Consider the following 17,349-nt stretch of genomic DNA (forward strand, 5'->3'; position numbering starts at 1 on the left):
GTCATCACCTCGTCCTGTGCGCGGCCACGGTCGCCGCGATCTCGGCCGCCTGGGCGCGGATCTCCGGCACGGCGGTGCTCTCGAACAACTCCCCGCGCCGCAACGCGCCGAGCGCGAAGATGCGGCACGGCTTCCCCCGCCCGTCCAGCACGCGGCCGTCGGGTTCGGTCCGCACCCCGAGCCCGATCGGGTCGGGACGCGCGGTGCCCTCGTCCACCAGGCCGCGCACCAGCGGCCCGCCGTCCTGGCGGAACCCGGTCGCGTTGACCAGCCAGCCCACCGTCAGCGTCCGGTCGCCCCGCGGCCCGGACAGGTCGACGTGGAACCCTTCTCCCGCCGGGCGGACCGCCTTGACCTCGCCCTGGTGCAGCCTCACCCGGCCGGCGTCGATCAGCTCGCGCACCCGCCGGTGGGTGGTGGGCGCGGCCCGGTGGCGGTGCACGTTCCAGTAGTGGCCGACGCGGTCGAGGAACCGGCGCCGTTCGGGCACGTCGAGCTGCCGCCACAGGTGGTGGGTGTGCGGCCGCAGGTGGTCGAGGACGTCACGCCAGCGGTCCGGGTGGGCCCTCACGTTGCGCCGCACGAACGCCATCAGCTCACCCAGCCTGGTGGTGCGCGGCGGTTCCGGGAGGGACGGCTTGGGGGTGCCACCGTTGCGATGCGGCTGGGGGAGCAGGCCGTGCCGTGAGATCGCGTGCACCACGGAGTCCTCGGCCACGGCCACCGAGACGTCCATCATGGACAGTCCGGTGCCGAGGACGAGCACGGGCGCGCCGCCGGTGTCGGGGAGCGGGCCGGCCCAGGGGTCGGCGACGTAGCGTGCGGAGTCGTGGGGGATGAGGTGGGCCAGCGGGTCGGTGGTGCCGGCACCTGGTGCGAGGACGGCGAAGTCGGCGTGGACGGGGCCGGTGCGTTCGAGGTCGACGGTGACGCCGCGGGGGTGGGAGGTGAGGCCGGTGGCGGTGTCGGCGAGGTGGCGGACGGAGGTGCTGCCCCGGGACGCGGAGTCGGGGACGGCGGTGAGGTGCCGGACCGCGGTGCCGTCGTGCGAACCGGCCGCCGTGCCGGCGAGGTGCCGGACCGCTGCGCTGCCGTGCGAACCGACCGTCGTGCCGGCGAGGTGCCCGCTGCCGGAGGCGCTTGGCAGGTGCCGCACCACCGCGTCCGCCTCCGCCCCCCGCAGCGTCTCCGCCAGGTACCGGCCGTACTCCCCGCGCGGCAGGAACTCGTCCCCGGCCACCCCGGCCCACCGCGCGAAGTGGCCCGCGTCGTCCGCCAGCGCGCTCATCTTCCCGGCGGCCGTGTTCAGCAGGTGCCCGGGATCGCCGGTGCGGTAGGCGCGGCCCGGCCCGAACTCGCCGCTGCGGTCCACCAGCACCAGCTCCAGCGGGACGTCGGCGCGCAGGAGGTGGATCGCCGCCAGCGTCCCGCTCGCGCCGGCGCCGACGACGACCACTCGGGTGCGGTCAGGCATCACCGGTCACCGCGGACAGGGTGTCGCCGACCTGGCCCGCCGCCAGGGTGTCGCCGCCGTCGGGGTCGATGAGCAGGAACGCGCCCGTCGCCACGCAGTCGGTGTAGGTGTCGAACGGCAGTGCGTCGGCGACCTCCAGGCGCACCTGCCCGATGTCGTTGAGCTCCAGGCACTCCGGCTCGCGTTCGAGCACCAGCTCCTGCTCGTCGAACCGCGTGGCCAGGCTCGGCACGCGGCACTTCGTGGTGCGGGTGCCGTGCCTGAGCAGCACGCGGGCACCGGGGCGCAGGGGTTCCTCCGCCAGCCAGCACACGGTCGCGGTCAGCTCACCGAGCAGTTCCGGCACGCGGTCGGCGGCGGCGATCAGGTCACCGCGGCTGATCGGGAGGTCGTCGGCGAGCGTCAGCGCCACCGGTTGGCCCGCGGTCGCCTCGTCGACCGGGCCGTCCGGGGTACCCACGACGGTGACCGTGGACCTCGTCCCCGCGGGCAGCACCACGACCTCGTCACCGGGACGCACCTCGCCCGCCGCGACCTGGCCCGCGTAGGCGCGGTAGTCGGTCGCGCCGTCGCGCAGCACGTACTGCACCGGCACGCGCAGGCCGACGTCGCAGCCGCGCTCGTCCGGGCGCACGGTCTCCAGGTGCTCGAGCAACGTCGGGCCGTCGTACCACGGGGTGCGGTCGGAGCGCGTCACGACGTTGTCGCCGGCCAGCGCGGACATCGGCACGGTCGTGATCTGGTCCGCGCGGAACCCGAGCGACTCGGCGTGCCCGACGAACTCGGCGCGGACCGACTCGTAGGTCTCCTGGGAGAAGTCCACGAGGTCGAGCTTGTTGACCGCGAGCGTGATGCCGGGAACGCCGAGCATCGCCATCACGGCCAGGTGCCGGCGGGTCTGCTCCAGCACGCCCTTGCGCGCGTCGGTCAGCAGCACCGCGTGGTCGGCCGTCGAGGCGCCGGTGACGGTGTTGCGCAGGTAGTGCACGTGGCCTGGGGTGTCCGCCAGCACGAACGTGCGCCGCGCCGTCGCGAAGTAGCGGTAGGCCACGTCGATCGTGATGCCCTGCTCCCGTTCCGCGCGCAGGCCGTCCACGAGGAGCGAGAGGTCCGGGTTGTCGAGCCCGCGCTCCTCGCTGCTGCGCAGCACCGCGTCGATCTGGTCGCTGAGCACGGACTTGGTGTCGTAGAGCAACCGTCCGACCAAAGTGGACTTGCCGTCGTCCACGCTGCCGGCCGTCACCAGTCGCAACAGGTCGGACGTCATCAGAAGTACCCCTCCCGCTTGCGGTCCTCCATGGCGGCCTCGGACATGCGGTCGTCGGCCCTGCTGGCGCCGCGCTCGGTGAGCCGGCTCGCCTTGATCTCGGCGATGATGTCGTCGACGGTGGCCGCGTCCGACTCGACCGCGCCGGTGCACGAGCCGTCGCCGACGGTGCGGTAGCGCACGGTCTTCTCGACGGTCTCCTCACCCTCGGCCGGTCCGCCCCACTGCCCCGAGGTGAGCCACATGCCGTCGCGCTGGAACACCTCGCGGGAGTGCGCGAAGTACAGCGAAGGCAGCTCGATGTCGTGCTTCTGCACATAGCGCCACACGTCGAGCTCGGTCCAGTTCGAGATCGGGAACACCCGCACGTGCTCACCGGGGGAGTGCATGCCGTTGTAGAGGTTCCACAGCTCGACGCGCTGGCGGCGCGGGTCCCAGCGGCCGAAGCTGTCGCGGACGCTGAAGATGCGTTCCTTGGCGCGCGACCGTTCCTCGTCGCGACGGCCGCCGCCGATCACCGCGTCGTACTTCTGGCCGGTGATCGTGTCCAGCAACGGCACCGTCTGCAACGGGTTGCGCATCCCGTCCTCGCGTTCCTTCACGGCGCCGCGGTCGATCCAGTCCTGCACCTCGGCGACGTGCAGCCGCAGCCCGAACCGCTCCACGATGTCGTCGCGGAACCGCAGCACCTCCGGGAAGTTGTGGCCGGTGTCGACGTGCACGAGCGTGAAAGGTGGTGCCACCGGGGCGAAAGCGCGCACCGCGAGGTGCACCAGAACGGTGGAGTCCTTGCCACCGGAGAACAACAGCGCCGGCTTGTCGAACTCGCCCGCGACCTCGCGCAGCACGTGGATCGCCTCGGCCTCCAGCTGCTCGATGCCCGTGACGGCCCTCTCCTTGGCGGGAGCGCTCATCGCAGCACCACCTCCCTGATGTCCTGCTCGCGTCGTTCGCTCTCGCAGCGCTCCAGAGCCCGTTCGATCATCTCGGTGCCCTGCTCGACGCTGAGCGTGGCCGTGTCGACGAGCACCTCGGGGGACACCGGCGCCTCGTAGACGTCGCTGACCCCGGTCATCGCCTCCACCTGGCCGCGTTCGGCCTTGGCGTACAGGCCCTTCACGTCGCGTTCGGCGCAGACGTCCACCGGCGCGTCCACGTACACCTCGACGAACGTCAGGCCCGCCTCCTCGTGCTCGGCGCGGACCTGGTCGCGCACCTCGCGGAACGGCGCGATCACCGAGACGACGGCGAGCACGTCGTGCGCGGCGAGCATCGCGGCGAGCCGGCCGATGCGCAGGATGTTCTCGGTGCGGTCCTCCTTGCTGAACCCGAGTTCGGGGAAGAAGTCCCTGCGGACGGCATCACCGTCCAGGTGCTGCACCTTGCGCTCGGAGCGCAGCTTCTCGACCAGTTCCCGGCCGAGTGTCGACTTGCCGGAGCTGGGCAGCCCGGTCAGCCACAGCGTGGTGGTCACGAAATCCTCCTCTTCTGTCGGAAAGTCCTCAGGGTGCGTACTCGCGGCCGAGCAGCCTTCTCGCCACCACGAGCTTCGTGGCGTTCTCGGTGCCGTCCGCGATCTCCTGCCCGATGGCGTCGCGGACGCGGCGGCTGGCCGGGTGGTCGTCGTGCCAGCCGCGGTGGCCGAGGGTCAGCAACGCCTGGTGGGCGGCCTCGACGCCGATCCGGCAGGCCCACCACTTGGCCATGTTCGCCTCGGTGCGGTGGTCGAGCCCGGCGTCCGCGCGCCACAACGCCTCGAACGCCAGCAGCCGGGCCGCGTGCAGGCGGGTCGCGTGTTCCACCAACGGGAACGCGACGCCCTGGTGCCTGCCGATCACCTGCCCGAACGACTCCCGCTCGCGGGCGTGCTCGAGCGCGTCGTCGAGCGCCGCCTGGGCGTTGGCGACGGCGAGCACGGCGATCAGCGCGCGGGAGTGGTCGAACCCGCGCATCACCCCGCCGAAGCCCTCGCCGACACCGCCGACGATCTCGTCGTCGGACGCGCGCACCCCGGTGAACCGCAGCGTGGCCCGGCCGCCGGCGCGCACACCGAGGTCGTCGAGCCGTTCCCGCGCGATGCCGTCGCGGTTGAGCGGCAGGTAGAACGCGGTCACGCCGCGCGCCCCCTCGTCGCTGGTGCGCGCGAACACCAGGCCGTGCGTGGCGTGCATCCCGAGCATGATCGACGTTTTGGTGCCGTCGAGCACCCAGCCGTCGCCGTCGCGTCGCGCGCTCAGCTCGATGGCCGCGGCGTCCGTGCCGTGGCCGGGTTCGGTGAGCACCAGCGCCACCACGGCGTCACCCGCCGCCACCGCCGGCAGCCAGTCGGCCCGCTGGGTCGTCGTGCCGCTGCGGCCGATGATGCCGCCGATCAGCGCCGCGTTGACCACGGGGTAGCAGGCGGTCGCCTCCACCCGTGCCAGCTGTTCGACCGCGATGCCCGCCTCGACCGCGCCGAGCCCGCTGCCGCCGAGCTCCTCGGCGATCATCAGACCGGTGAGTCCGGCACGGCCCAGTTCGGCGAAGAAGCCGGACCAGAACGTGCGCTCGCGGTCGTCGAGCGCCGCGTGCCGGGCGAGGGTGTCCTCCGCGAACGCCCTGACCTTCTCCGACAGCGCCCGCTGTTCCCCGGTGAACGAGAAGTCCACGTCAGCCTCCTCAGACCAGCTGCTCGCGCAGGCGGAACTTCTGGACCTTGCCGCTGGGCGTCGTCGGCAGCGCGTCCACGTGCTCGACGCGTTCGGGCCAGTACTGCTTGGCCATGCCGAGCCCGTCGAGGTGCTCGCGCAACGCGGGCAGCTCCGGCGCCTCGCCCTGCGGCACGATCACCGCGCAGGCCCGTTCACCGAGCCGGTCGTCGGGGTAGGCGACGACGGCGACGTCCTTGATCGCCGGGTGCCGCCGCAACGCCGCCTCGACTTCCACCACGGGCACCTTCTCGCCGCCGCGGGAGATGACGTCCTTGTCCCGCCCGGCGATCCGGATGCCGCCGTGGCCGTCCGGGCGGGCGAGGTCGCCCGTGTCGAACCAGCCGTCGTCGGTGACGTTGTCCGCGTAGACCTCGGGCCGGCCGAAGTAGCCGAGGCACTGCGTGGCGCCGCGCACCTGCAACCTCTCGTCGTCGGTGATGCGGACCTCCATGCCGGGCACCGGGGATCCGTCGCTCTCGGCCGCCCGCATCTCCGGGTCCTCGGGCCTGGTGATCGTCGGGGCGCCGTTCTCGGTCATGCCCCACAACGCGTACAGGCGGCAGCCCAGCACGTCGCGGGCCTGCTCCACCAGCACGGGCGGGATCGGCGCGCTGCCGGTGGCGAACGTCCTCAGCGCGGACAGGTCGCGCTGCTGCTCCTCCTGGCGGTCGATCAGGTCGACGAGGAACGGCGGCGCGCCCATGAAGAAGGTGACCCGCTCCTCCTCGAGGATCCGCAGCATCAGGTCCGCGTCCCAGTTGTCGATGTGCACGCAGGTCGCGCCGAGCAGCAACGGCATCGTGAAGTTCCACGTCCACCCGGCGTTGTGGGTGGTGGGGGAGCCCATCGCGGTGACCTCGTCGTCACGCAGGTGCAGTGCGTCGATCTGCATGCGGTTGGTGGCGTGCAAGGTGTTGTGGCTGTGCATCACGCCCTTGGGCTCACCGGTCGTGCCCGAGGTGAACATGACGTACGCCAGGTCGTCCGGCTTCGCCTCACGTCCGTCGGTGTCACCGAAGTACGCGCCCTCCGTGCCCGGTTCACCGAGCAACGCGGTGTCGAAGTCCAGAGCGGTGCCCTTGTCGGCGACGCCGATCAGGACCCGATGCCTGATCGACGCCACCTCGCCTGCGACCTCCTCGCTCAGCTCGGCGTGGGAGAAGCCGCGGTGCTCGACGGGTCCGATGTAGACAGGGCTCTTCGTCAGCTCGGTCATGAACTTCAGCTCGCGCTTGCGCATGATCGGCAGCACCGGGCCGGCGACCGCGCCGATCCTGGCGCACGCCAGCGTGGTCGCGAGCAGCTGCCACGAGTTCGGGAGCTGCAACGTCACCACGTCGCCGTGCTCCACGCCGAGACCCGCGAGCCCCGCCGCGATCCGTTCGACCCGGCGTTCCAGCTCGGCGTAGGTCAGCGTCTCGGTCTCGCGGCCGTCGGTGTGCCACACGACGACCGCGCGCCGGTCGGGGTGTTCCCGCGCCGCGCGACGGAGGTCGTCGACGAGTGTCTCCTTCTCGCGCCACCACCCTCGGGTGACGTACTCCTCTGTCATCTGCCTGCTCCTCAAGGGGTTCGTGGGGTCACACCGGCGCACGCGTGTTGCCGCCGTCGACCAGCAGCAGCGCGCCCGTGACGAAGGCGGCCTGCCGGGAGGCGAGGAACGCGGCCAGCGCGCCGAAGTCGTCCGGGTCACCCACCCTGCGCAACGGCACCTCGGCGGCCGCCGCGGAGGTGTCCTCGCCGGACGGCCCGCGCAACGCCGGCGTGTCGTGGTAGCCGGGCGCGAGGACGTTGACGGTCGTGCCGCTGTCCCCGAAGGCGTGCACGAGGTTCCGCGCGTACGACAGCACGCCCTGGCGCGCCACACCGGACAACACGTTGTGCGGCATGGGTTGCCGCACCGCCTCCGAGGTGATCATCAGGACGCGGCCGTCGCGGCGCAGGTGCGGTGTCGCCGCCGTGACCAGCGCGACGTGCGGGATGAGCGCGGTGTCGACGGCCCGGCGGTAGTCCTCGGGTCCGAACTCGGCGACCGGGCCCTGCACGACACCGCCGGTGTGGCTGACGACGACGTCGATGCCGCCGAACTCGGCCACCGCGCCGTCGACCCAGCGCTGGACCGCGCCGTCGACGCCGACGTCGGCTACCTGGCTGTGCACGCGGCCGCCGTGCGCTTCGAGCTTGCCGTGGGCAACGGCGAGCCGGTCGGGATCGCGGCCGCAGATGGAGACGTGCGCGCCTTCGGTGGCGAGAGCGGTGGCGACACCGAGGCCGAGACCGCTGCTGGCGCAGGCGATCAGGGCGACCTTGCCTTCGAGTCCGAGGTCCATCAGCCGTTCCTCCTCGCGGGCAACACCGGGTAGCCGTAGCGCACCAGCTGCGGAGCGGCCGCCGCCGTCGTCAGGGCCCGCGGCTTCCACCCGAGCTCGGTCCGCCACCGCGCGCTGTCCCCGATCAGCACCCGCCCGCGGTGGAACCGGTCCGGGTTGCCCGTGACCGTGTGGTTGACTCCGAGCTCGACCGCGCCGTCGGCGGAGACGGGGTTCGGGCCGCTCAGGCCGGCGAACGCCATCACCTCGTCGACCACCTCGGCTGGGCGGGCGGAGAAGTCCTCGTGCCGCACGCGCAGGTAGCGCTTCCGCCCGGCCAGCGCCAGCAGGTCGGACGCGGCGTTGACCGCCGTCCAGTACCCGGTGCTGCGGGCCGCGCTCATCCGCTCCACGTAGCTCTTGTCCTTGCGGTACGAGTGCGTGGTGGCACGGGCGTCGCGCACCACGTGCAGCACGCGGACGTCCAGGTCCGCGCCGAGCAGCGCCGCCGCCTCGGCCGGGTACTTCGACCCGTCGACCACGACCTCGGCGCCCGCGACGGAGGCGGCGCGGCGGTACACGTCCGCGGTCAGGTCCGTCAGCCACCGCACGTCGGGCGGTGCGGTCAGCGGGCCGATCGACTCGGCGAGACGACGCGGGGTGTGGCGGGCGCGCAGCCTGGTGGCCTGCACCGCCTCCACGGCCGTCGCGATCCGGCGGTCGTCCAGCGCTTCTGACCACAGTGGACACCGGGCCAGCTCGGCGCCGCAGCCGCAGCTCGAGTTGGTGCCCTGGCCGAGCACCCCGTTGCGCCACAGGTAGTGCAGCTCGCCGACGTGCAACGCGCCCGTGGTCTCACCGAGGACGTTGCCGATCATCGTGCTGCCGCACCGCATCATGCCGGTGAGGTAGAGGACCCGCGTCACGCCGATCCCTCCAGCAGCACGAAGTGCTGGGGCAGGTGCACGGCGAGCCCCATGCGGCTGCCCGCCTCCAGCAGGTCGCCACCGTCCTCGCCGGCACCGCGGCGCAACCGCAGGTGCCCGACACCGGGGTCGAGGAACGTGGTGGCCGCGCGGAAGTCACCGAGCAGCACCTGGTGCTCGGGGATCATCCTGGTCCGCGCGATCCGCACACCGGCCTCGGCGAGCTTGCCCAGCAGCCCGGACTGGACGGCCTGCCAGTACACGGCGTTGTGCGCCACGATGCCGTCGCACGAACCACCGGTCTCCTCGACCAGCGCGGCGGCCTCGGTGAGCAGGTCGGCCGGTGCGCCGTCCGTGCGGAGCCTCCGCGCCTCGGGCAGCGTCAGAAGCCCGGGTACGGCACCGTCCTCGCTGCCGCGCAGCAGCACCTCGTTCTCCGTGGTGCCGAACCGGACGAGCAACCGGTAGTCGATGAACGCGGCCAGCAGCCGCGGGTGCTCCAGCAGTCCGGGCGGCACCGCGACGGACACGCCGATGTCGGTCAGCCGCGCCTCATCGAGCAACGGCCGGAACGCCGACTCCGGGGTCGTGTCGAACGTGACGCCCGAACGGCTGTCGCGCTCCTGTTCGGGCTGCGGCTCCCGCACGTACGGGGCGTCGTCATCGCGGATCGTCGCCATCTTCATCAGTTGCCGCACGGTGAAGCGCGGGCGTTCGGCGAACAGCGGGAACGCCGTGGGCAGGTAGGCGCGGTAGCTGACGGTCACGTCCTCGGACGGGTTGCCGAGCGCGGCCGCCTGGGCGAACTCCGAGCCGGGCGTGCTCTCGGTCATCGCGGGGTCCGCCAGCAGCTGGCGGGTCTGCTTCAACGGGGAACTCGTGGTCATCGCTGCCTCCTCGGGCTCAGCTGGCTCAGGCGGCGATCGCCATGCGGCCGTGCACGACGTCACCGATCTCGCGGGCCAGCCGGCCCGGCGTCGGGTGCTGGAAGATGTTGCGGCCCATGGCGACTCCCGCCGCACCGGCGCGCACCGTCGAGGCGACGCGCCGCAGCAGGTCGCGCTTGTCGTCCACCGGCGGCCCGCCCGCCACGACGACGGGGATGGGGCACGCGCGGACGACGTCGGCCATGGCCGCGGCCGAACCGGGGTAGCTCACCTTCACGAGGTCGGCGCCGAGGTCGGCGGCGAGCGTCGCGGAGTGCGTGACGAGGTCGGGGTCGGCGGCGTTGTCGATCTGCGGGCCGCGGGCGTACATCATGGCCAGCAACGGGATTCCCCAGCGCTCGGTCTCCTCCGCGGTGCGCGAGAGGTCGGCGATCTGCTCGGCTTCCTGCTGCGAGCCCATGTTCACGTGCACGCTGACGGCGTCCGCGCCGAGCCGCAGTGCCGCCTCGACGCTCGTGACGAGGTACTTGGCGTCCGGGTCGGGGGCGTGCGCGGTGCTGGCGCTCAGGTGCACGATCAGCGATGTGGTGACGAACCGCTTGGGGTTCAGGTGGCGGACGGTTCCCTTGTGCAGCACCACGGCGTCCACCTTGGCCGCGGCGAGCTCGCCGATCAGGTCGTCGAGGGTGTCGTCGGGGGTCACCGGTCCGTCGGCGACCGAGTGGTCGAGCGGCACGATCATCAACCTGCCGTCGCCGTTGCGGTCGATGCGGTCGAGGCGCAGCCTCGCGCCGAAGGAGTGCGGCTGGTTCACCGGGTCCTGCTCCCTTCCAGGTCGTGCTGAGCGAGGTCGTGCTGGTCCAATCCGAAGCGTTCGTAGAGCGTGCGGACGGCGTCGTGGACGCGGTCGCGTGCGACGAGGTACGTCGTCCTGGCCTGGCTGCAGGCCACGCACTCCGCGGTGATCCCGGCCGCCGACAACGCGTTCAGGCCGAGCGCGGTGAGTCCTGGCCTGCTCAGCAGACCGGTGCCGACGGCGCAGACGCGGCCGAAGTCGCGGCGCAGCGCGACCGTGCAGGCGAGTTCCTCGCGGACGGCGGCCGCGGCCTCGTCCGCCGCGCTGTCGGCGAGGCAGAACCGCATCCGCAGCGGTGCGCCGGGATGTGACCACCACTGCACCGAGTCGACGGGGATCTCCAGGCGCGCCAACGCTTCCAGCACACGGGCACTGCCCTCCACGAGGTCGCACCCCGCGTCGACGAGCACCTGCGTCACCTGTTCGTCGTGCGTCACCGCGACCACGCCGGCTCGTCCTTCGAGGACGTCCGAGTCGAGCATCGTTCTCCCTCCGAAGATCGTGCTTCCGTCACCGAGCCCGGACGAGTCGCGCACGACGATGTCCACGCCGTGCGCCGCGGCGAGCTCGACGGAACGCGGGTGCAGCACCCGTGCGCCGGAGAACGCCATCTCCGCCATCACGCCGGCGGGCAGTTCGGGCAGCAGACCGGCGCCGGGCACGACCCTGGGATCGGCGCGTGCGATGCCGCGCACGTCGGTGTAGATCTCGCAGACCGCCGCGCCGTGGGCGACGGCCAGGGCGACCGCGGACGTGTCCGAACCGCCGCGGCCGAGCGTCACGACGGCGCCGTCGTCGTCGAGCGCCTGGAAACCGGCGACGACCACGACGTGGCCGCGGCCGAGCCACTCCCGCACGGTGCCGGTGTCGATCGAGGCGATCACGCCGGCGCCGGGCGGTCCGACGGCGCGCAACCCGGCGTCCGGCCCGGACAACGACACCGCGGGCACCCCGAGGTCCTGCAGGGCGATCGCGAGCAGCGCGGCCGAGGCCAGCTCGCCGGTGGCGAGCAGCTTGTCGGTCTCCCTGGGGTCCGGCACGTCGCTGACCGCCGTGGCCGACCGGACCAGCTCGTCGGTGGTGGCGCCCCTCGCGGACACCACGACCACGACAGCGGAGCCCGACCGGTGGGCCTGGGCGACGCGCTGTGCCACCGCGGCGACCTGCGCGTCGTCGGCAAGCGAGCTGCCGCCGTACTTCTGGATGCTGATCTCCATGCCACTCCGTTCGGAATTCGCCCGACGGGAGCTGAAATTCACCCCGCACAAAGGGGGTTCTCCGAGTGGAGTGGCGGCCAAGCTCGCGTAAATCCATGAACCTGGTCAATAGGAGTTGTCAATCAGCATCTGCCTCCTCACGTGAATGGGTGAGCAGGCAGTCGATTCACGTGCGGTGGCGGTCCTGCGCGATCACCTGCAACGCCAGCTCGACGCGGTTGGTGACCTGGAGTTTCGTGAACGCGTTGCGCACGTGCGTGCCAATGGTGTTGGGGGAGAGCGTCAAGCGTGCCGCGATTGCCTTGTTGGTGAGGCCGCGCGCGACCAGCCTGGCCACCCGCACCTCGGTCTCCGTGAGGCTCGCCCAGAGCTCCGACGACGGCGCCGGCACGGGGTCGTCGGGGTCTCGTCGCCGTGGTGGAACGCTGCGGCCCGCCCGGTCCGCCGCGTGCACGGCGCCGACGGCCGTCCACTCGTGCCGGGCCTGGTCGAGCAGGTCGGCGGCTCGCTGGTCGTCCGCGAGCCGGGCGGCGTCGGTGAGCGCGGACGCCGCCGCGGCCGGCCTGTCGCACAGCCGGTTCAGCTCGGCGGCCCTCACCAGCGCGCCGAGGTCGCCGTCGCGCAGGCCCGCGGCGTGCGAGGACGCGGCGGCGACCCAGAGGACACCGGGATTGCGTTCGCTCAGCTCGTGCGCGATCCGCGCGACCTGGTCGACACGGCGTTCGTCGTCGCGGAGCCGGGCCAGACGCGCGAGGACCGGCAGCACCGGCGTCGGTGCGGTGGTGGCGATCGCGACCAGATCAGGGCTGCTCAGCAGACCTTCCGCCACCTCGGCCGCCTCGCCGGGGCGCTCGGCCTCGCACAGCCACAGCACCCTCCGCCACGCGAGCCTGGCCGCTCCGGCGCCGCGCCCGCCGAGCCGTTCGGCCTCCCGCAGGTTCACCTCGGCCGCGTCCAGCTCGCCCAGGGCCGTGCGGATCTCGCAGAGCAGCAGCAACGCGCGCCCGAGCAGGGGGGAGGACGGTGCTTCACGCGCGGTGAGGACGGCCAGTTCGGCGTCCGCGGCGGCGGAACGCAGCTTGCCGGCCGCCAGGTGGGCGCGGGCCTTGTGGTGCTGCCAGTGCGGTACCGGCCAGGCCGCGCCCAGCTGCGCGGTCTCCCTCGCGACGAGCGTCAGCGTGGAGTGCACCTCGTCGAACCGGTCCAGCGCCACGAGCGGCGCGCACAGCCACAAGCGCGAGTTCAGCCTGCGCTGCGACGGCCCGGCCCGGTCCGCCTCGTGCACGGCCGCCCTGGCCAGGTCGAGCGACCGGCCGAGCTCACCGCGGTGCAACGCGATGCGCGACCGCGCGGCCGAGCCGAGCGCGACGGCCTCACCCCCGGCCGATCGCGCCGAGGCCGCGGCGTGCTCCGCCGCCGCGGTGTGCCCGGCGGCCGCGAGCCGGTAGGCCTGCACGGCGGCCAGGTCGGCGTGGTCGCGTTCGGCCAGGTCCACCCGCGCCGACGCCCGGCGCGCGTACTCGACGACCATGTGGCCGTGACCGGGTTCGCGCGAGTCCGCCAGTTCGGCGAGCGCGCACAGCAGGCGCGTCTCGGTGGCCGCGTCCGGCGTCCCGTTCAGCGCGCGTACGGCCAGGTCCCAGGCCTGGGAGGTCCGGCCGTCCGCGCTGAGCAGCCGCACCGCGTCCACGGTCAGGTCCCCGGTGCCGGTCGAGTCGTGCCCCGCCAGGTCCAGCAGCCGCAGCGCCAGCCGCGCCGCGCCACCGGTGCCCGTGCGATCCCGCACGGCCTTGCGCAGCGTGCGGGCGACCTCCTCCGAGGCCCAGCGGCCACCGCGTTCGACGTGGTGCACGACCTCCTCGGCGGGCCTGCCCTCCTTCGCGACCACCTCGGCCGCCTCCCGGTGCAACGCCGTCCGCACGGGCTCGGGCAGTCCCGCGTACACGACGCGCCGGACGAGCTCGCTGCGGAACGTCAGGCCGTTGGTCCCGGCGGCCAGCACCCCGGTCTCGACCAGCAGGGCGGCGGCCCACAGCAGTTCGGCGACGGGCCTGCGCAACAGCTCCGCTGCCTCGTGCACGGTGAACCGCCTGCCGAGCACCGCGCCCGCGTCCAGCACCTCCGAGGCGGGCCCGGCGAGATCGCCGAGCGCGGAGCGGACCTCCGTGACGAGCCAGTGCGGCAGCGGCCGTCCCACGGAGGTGAGCACGGCCTTCCCGCCCACGACCTCGACGTGGCCCGCGTCGCGCAACGCGCGCACGACGCGTTCGGCGTCACCGTCGACGTCGCTCGCGATGGCCACGAGCGCCGGGTCGGGTTCCGCGCCGAGCACCCGGTGGCACAGCAGCCGCACCTCCTCCTCGGTGGGCTGCCACTCCGGCAGCCTGCGGGCGCCGGACTCCAGCAGCACGTCCACCACCCCGAGCACCGCCGCGGAGGCCTGCGACCGGCGCAGCGACAGCAGCCACAGCACCGGGGTGTTCGCGAGCCCCGGCACGAGCATGCGCAACGCCAGCGCGGTGACGTCGTCGGCGAGGTGCAGGTCGTCCAGGCACACCAGCAGGCCGGGGCCGTTCGCGAGGTCGACGAGCTGGGTCCGGATCTCCCGCAACGCCGTCAGGTGCTGGGCGTCGTAGTCCCCGTGCGGACCGGTGACCTTCGAGCTCAGGGCCGCCCTCAGCGTCGACAGCGGCGCGACCCGGTCCACGTGCGTCGCACGGCCGTGCACGACCCGGAGCCCCGTGTGCGCCGCCTCGGCCCTGACCTGGCCGACGAGCGCTCTGCGCCCCAGGACCCCCTGTTGCTCGGCGACCAGGACACCGCCCTCACCTCGTGCGAGCGCGCCGAGGGCCTCGTCGACGAGGTCGGCTTGTCCCGGTAATCGCGGCGTGGCGTACGGCTCCACGTCGTCCTCGAGCACAGTCGGTCCTTCCCCTCGCTTCGACCGCGGCGCGTCATGTCCCCCAAGGCGCCAGACTCCAGGGGCCTACCCACTTCATCATCATCCGGAACCGCTCATACGGGTGGTAACCGGATGTTCACGGCATTACTCCGATCACGTGAACACCTTCGTAGGGGAACCGGCAGTTTCGAATTCTTCGGTGTGGATCCGCTTAGCCCGGGAACGAGCCGTCAACCCTTCCTGCAATTGCGTACCCGACGCGCACGCATGGAGAGGTAATGCGAAGGACTTGGATTTGGGCTTTGTTCAGCGGTGCGTTCGCGGTGGCGTGCACTGAATTCGCCGTCGTCGGCCTGCTGCCCCAGATCGCGCGCGATCTCGGTGTGTCGGAGGCGGCGGCCGGCCAGCTGGTGACGCTGAACGCCGTGGCGTTCGCGATCAGCGCGCCCGTGCTCGCCGCCGTCTGCCACCGCATGGACCGCCGCAAGGTCCTCTTCGGTGCCCTGATCGTGTTCGCGCTCGGGCACGCCACGGCGGGCCTCGCACCGAACTACCCGGTGCTGCTGGGCTCGCGGATCCTGTCCGGCGCGATGATGGGCCTCTACCTGGCCACCGCGATCGGTGCCGCCGCACGCCTCGGCGGGGAGGAGAAGCGGGCCTCGTCCATCGCGACGATCCAGGCGGGCGTCAACACCGCCACCGCGCTCGGCGTGCCGATCAGCACCCTGCTCGGGCACCACATGGGCTGGCGGGTGCCGATGCTCGTGATCGGCGCCCTGGCGTTGCTGTCACTGGGTTTCATCGCCGCCACGGTGCCGCCGACCGGCGCCGACGACAGCGCTCCGCTGCGCGAGCGCCTGCGGGCGGTCCGCACCGCGCCCGTCCTGGTCGGTCTCGCCGCGATCACCCTGTTCTGGGGTGCCACTTTCACCGTCTACACCTACCTCGTGCCGTTGCTGGAGCAGCGCGCGGGCATGAGCAGCACCATGGTGATCGTCGTGCTGTTCATCGCGGGTGTCTGCGCCGTCGTCGGCAACGTGATCGGCGGCAGGGGCGCGGACGCCGACTCCCGCAGGACGTTGCTGATCACCGCCGCCATCACCGCCGTGGCGCTGCTGCTGGTGCTGCCGCTGTCGACCGACGTGCCGCAGACCATCGCCCTGGTGGTCGTCTGGCAGCTCGCGGCGTGGTCGTTCGTCCCGGCCGTGCAGGCGGCCCTGTTCCAGGCGGCGGGCGAGGGCGGCGAGCTCGCGGTGTCGTTCGCCGTGTCCGCGTTCAACATCGGCATCGTCGCGGGCGCGGGCTTCGGCGGCATCGCGCTCGACCAGGCCGGACTGCCGGGCGTCGCCGTGCTGGGCGGTGTCCTCGGCCTCGCCGCGCTGGGCTTCGTGGTCCTGCTCGTCCGCTACGTCGCCCAGCGCGAAACCGTTGGCTCCCGAGCGAAAGGATGACCATGCGACTGGAATTCGACGCGGTGCTCTTCGACCTCGACGGCACCCTGATCGACTCCACCGCCGCGGTGCGCAGGGCCTGGCACCGCTGGGCCGAGGAGGAGGGCGTCGACCCCGCCGGCCTTGAAGGCACGGAAGGCAAGCCCGCCAAGGACATCGTCGCCCTGCTGCTCCCGCCGGAACGCCACGAGGAGGGGCTGGCGCACTACTCCCACATCGCCACCCACGACCTGGAAGGCGTCGTCGTCTTACCGGGGGCCTTGGACGCCACCAGCGCCGCCGGTGCGAAGAAGGCCATCGTCACCTCCTGCACGCGTGACGTCACGGCCGCCCGCACCGCCGCCGCGGGCCTCCCGGTGACCGACGTCGTCGTCACCGCGGACGACGTCGACCACGGCAAACCCGCACCCGCGCCCTACCTGTCCGCCGCCGAGCAGCTGGGCGCGGATCCACGCCGCTGCCTCGCCGTGGAGGACACCGCGTCCGGCCTGGAGTCGGGCCGGGCGGCGGGCTGCACGACCCTCGGCGTCGGCACCGGCCTGGACGCCGACGTCGTCGTGCCCGACCTCTCGCACGCGCGGTTCGAGGTCGACGGCGACCGGGTCGTCCTCACCCTCGCGGAGTGACCACGGTGGACGATCACATCCTCGCGTCCACTGTGGCCTCTTCCGCTCGCGACCTGTTGTCACAGCTGCGATCCGAGTACTCCGGATCGGACCTCGGTGACGTCGGCGACCGCCGGGCGCACGAACTCCTCGTTCGGGAACTGGCGCTGCACCGCCCTGACGACGCCGTGCTGTCCGAGGAGGGCGCCCCGGTCCCGGCCGAGGCCCGGTCCGGCCGCCTGTGGATCATCGACCCGCTCGACGGCACCCGCGAGTACACCGATCGTGCCGACGACTGGGCCGTGCACGTGGCCCTCGTCGAAGGTGGTGACCTCACCGCCGGCGCAGTGGCGCTCGCGTCGGGTGACACGCACGGCACCGCCACTCCGACGCCGTTGCCCGCTTCCGGTGCGGAGCGCCTGCGGGTGGCGGTGAGCAGGAGCCACCGTCCGCCGTTGGTGGACGAGCTGGCCGGGGTGCTGGACGTCGAGCTCGTGCCGATGGGGTCGGCCGGGGTGAAGACCGTGGCGGTGTGCACCGGCCGGGTCGACGCCTACGTGCACGACGGCGGGCAGTACCAGTGGGACAGCGCGGCTCCGGTGGCCGTCGCCCGTGCCGCCGGTGCGCACACCTCGCACCTCGACGGCAGTGCGGTGGAGTACCGGTCGGCGGACCCGCGGTCGGAGGACCTGCTGGTGTGCCGGCCGGAGGTGGCACCGGTGCTGCTGGACGCGCTCGCGGGCCTCTTGGCCCGGTGATGCGCGC

The 17,349-nt window shown here is 72.8% G+C and carries 15 protein-coding genes; 3 read left to right on the plus strand and 12 right to left on the minus strand.

Annotation, left to right across the window (positions count from 1 at the left end; all coding sequences use genetic code 11):
- Positions 1-4: 4 nt before the first annotated feature.
- From ND450_RS01035 to ND450_RS01090, 12 genes are all read right to left on the minus strand, one after another.
- Positions 5-1,474 carry an FAD/NAD(P)-binding protein gene (locus ND450_RS01035; protein ID WP_253324275.1) on the minus strand — a complete coding sequence of 490 codons (1,470 nt, stop codon included), beginning with the start codon at positions 1,472-1,474 and terminating at the stop codon, positions 5-7.
- Positions 1,467-2,741: a sulfate adenylyltransferase subunit 1 gene (locus tag ND450_RS01040; protein WP_253324276.1), complete on the minus strand. Its 1,275-nt coding sequence runs from the start codon at positions 2,739-2,741 to the stop codon at positions 1,467-1,469. The genes ND450_RS01035 and ND450_RS01040 overlap by 8 nt, the downstream gene beginning before the upstream one ends.
- Positions 2,741-3,655: a sulfate adenylyltransferase subunit CysD gene (gene cysD, locus ND450_RS01045; RefSeq protein WP_253324277.1), complete on the minus strand. Its 915-nt coding sequence runs from the start codon at positions 3,653-3,655 to the stop codon at positions 2,741-2,743. The genes ND450_RS01040 and cysD overlap by 1 nt, the downstream gene beginning before the upstream one ends.
- A complete protein-coding gene (gene cysC / locus ND450_RS01050; RefSeq protein ID WP_253324278.1) occupies positions 3,652-4,215 on the minus strand; it encodes an adenylyl-sulfate kinase in 564 nt (187 codons plus the stop codon). The genes cysD and cysC overlap by 4 nt, the downstream gene beginning before the upstream one ends.
- Positions 4,216-4,243: 28 nt before the next feature.
- On the minus strand, positions 4,244-5,389 hold the full coding sequence (locus tag ND450_RS01055) for an acyl-CoA dehydrogenase family protein (protein WP_253324279.1): 1,146 nt from the start codon (positions 5,387-5,389) through the stop codon (positions 4,244-4,246).
- A gap of 10 nt (positions 5,390-5,399) precedes the next feature.
- A complete protein-coding gene (locus ND450_RS01060) occupies positions 5,400-6,983 on the minus strand; it encodes an AMP-binding protein (protein ID WP_253324280.1) in 1,584 nt (527 codons plus the stop codon).
- Positions 6,984-7,011: 28 nt separating this feature from the next.
- Positions 7,012-7,761: an SDR family oxidoreductase gene (locus ND450_RS01065; protein WP_253324281.1), complete on the minus strand. Its 750-nt coding sequence runs from the start codon at positions 7,759-7,761 to the stop codon at positions 7,012-7,014.
- Entirely contained in the window at positions 7,761-8,666 is a 906-nt protein-coding gene (locus tag ND450_RS01070) for a sulfotransferase (RefSeq protein ID WP_253324282.1), read from the minus strand. The genes ND450_RS01065 and ND450_RS01070 overlap by 1 nt, the downstream gene beginning before the upstream one ends.
- Positions 8,663-9,553, minus strand: a complete 891-nt coding sequence (locus tag ND450_RS01075) for a family 3 encapsulin nanocompartment shell protein (RefSeq protein ID WP_253324283.1) — start codon at positions 9,551-9,553, stop codon at positions 8,663-8,665. Before ND450_RS01075 ends, ND450_RS01070 begins: the two co-directional genes overlap by 4 nt.
- A 25-nt stretch (positions 9,554-9,578) precedes the next feature.
- The gene (locus ND450_RS01080) at positions 9,579-10,367 is read right to left on the minus strand and encodes a 2-amino-3,7-dideoxy-D-threo-hept-6-ulosonate synthase (RefSeq protein WP_253324284.1); all 789 of its coding nucleotides are present in this window, start codon (positions 10,365-10,367) and stop codon (positions 9,579-9,581) included.
- A complete protein-coding gene (locus tag ND450_RS01085; protein ID WP_253324285.1) occupies positions 10,364-11,626 on the minus strand; it encodes an aspartate kinase in 1,263 nt (420 codons plus the stop codon). Before ND450_RS01085 ends, ND450_RS01080 begins: the two co-directional genes overlap by 4 nt.
- A 166-nt stretch (positions 11,627-11,792) precedes the next feature.
- The gene (locus ND450_RS01090; RefSeq protein WP_253324286.1) at positions 11,793-14,546 is read right to left on the minus strand and encodes a LuxR family transcriptional regulator; all 2,754 of its coding nucleotides are present in this window, start codon (positions 14,544-14,546) and stop codon (positions 11,793-11,795) included.
- 260 nt (positions 14,547-14,806) lie between these two features.
- Between ND450_RS01090 and ND450_RS01095 the strand changes: the two genes are divergently transcribed.
- Genes ND450_RS01095 through ND450_RS01105 form a run of 3 tightly spaced genes read left to right on the plus strand, consistent with a single transcriptional unit; the run spans position 14,807 to position 17,342 of the window.
- The gene (locus tag ND450_RS01095; protein WP_256557421.1) at positions 14,807-15,979 is read left to right on the plus strand and encodes an MFS transporter; all 1,173 of its coding nucleotides are present in this window, start codon (positions 14,807-14,809) and stop codon (positions 15,977-15,979) included.
- A gap of 2 nt (positions 15,980-15,981) precedes the next feature.
- On the plus strand, positions 15,982-16,605 hold the full coding sequence (locus ND450_RS01100; protein ID WP_253324288.1) for an HAD-IA family hydrolase: 624 nt from the start codon (positions 15,982-15,984) through the stop codon (positions 16,603-16,605).
- A complete protein-coding gene (locus ND450_RS01105; protein ID WP_253324289.1) occupies positions 16,602-17,342 on the plus strand; it encodes an inositol monophosphatase family protein in 741 nt (246 codons plus the stop codon). The genes ND450_RS01100 and ND450_RS01105 overlap by 4 nt, the downstream gene beginning before the upstream one ends.
- Positions 17,343-17,349: the final 7 nt, after the last annotated feature.

Origin of the sequence: Lentzea sp. HUAS12 (assembly GCF_024125735.1) — a bacterium.
GTDB lineage: Bacteria > Actinomycetota > Actinomycetes > Mycobacteriales > Pseudonocardiaceae > Lentzea > Lentzea albida.

Excerpts from the sequence above, each read along its gene's own strand:
- ND450_RS01035 (WP_253324275.1), bottom strand. The coding sequence starts at position 1,474 with ATGCCTGACCGCACCCGAGTGGTCGTCGTCGGCGCCGGCGCGAGCGGG.
- ND450_RS01040 (WP_253324276.1), bottom strand. The coding sequence starts at position 2,741 with ATGACGTCCGACCTGTTGCGACTGGTGACGGCCGGCAGCGTGGACGAC.
- cysD (WP_253324277.1), bottom strand. The coding sequence starts at position 3,655 with ATGAGCGCTCCCGCCAAGGAGAGGGCCGTCACGGGCATCGAGCAGCTG.
- ND450_RS01060 (WP_253324280.1), bottom strand. The coding sequence starts at position 6,983 with ATGACAGAGGAGTACGTCACCCGAGGGTGGTGGCGCGAGAAGGAGACA.
- ND450_RS01065 (WP_253324281.1), bottom strand. The coding sequence starts at position 7,761 with ATGGACCTCGGACTCGAAGGCAAGGTCGCCCTGATCGCCTGCGCCAGC.
- ND450_RS01075 (WP_253324283.1), bottom strand. The coding sequence starts at position 9,553 with ATGACCACGAGTTCCCCGTTGAAGCAGACCCGCCAGCTGCTGGCGGAC.
- ND450_RS01085 (WP_253324285.1), bottom strand. The coding sequence starts at position 11,626 with ATGGAGATCAGCATCCAGAAGTACGGCGGCAGCTCGCTTGCCGACGAC.
- ND450_RS01095 (WP_256557421.1), top strand. The coding sequence starts at position 14,807 with ATGCGAAGGACTTGGATTTGGGCTTTGTTCAGCGGTGCGTTCGCGGTG.
- ND450_RS01100 (WP_253324288.1), top strand. The coding sequence starts at position 15,982 with ATGCGACTGGAATTCGACGCGGTGCTCTTCGACCTCGACGGCACCCTG.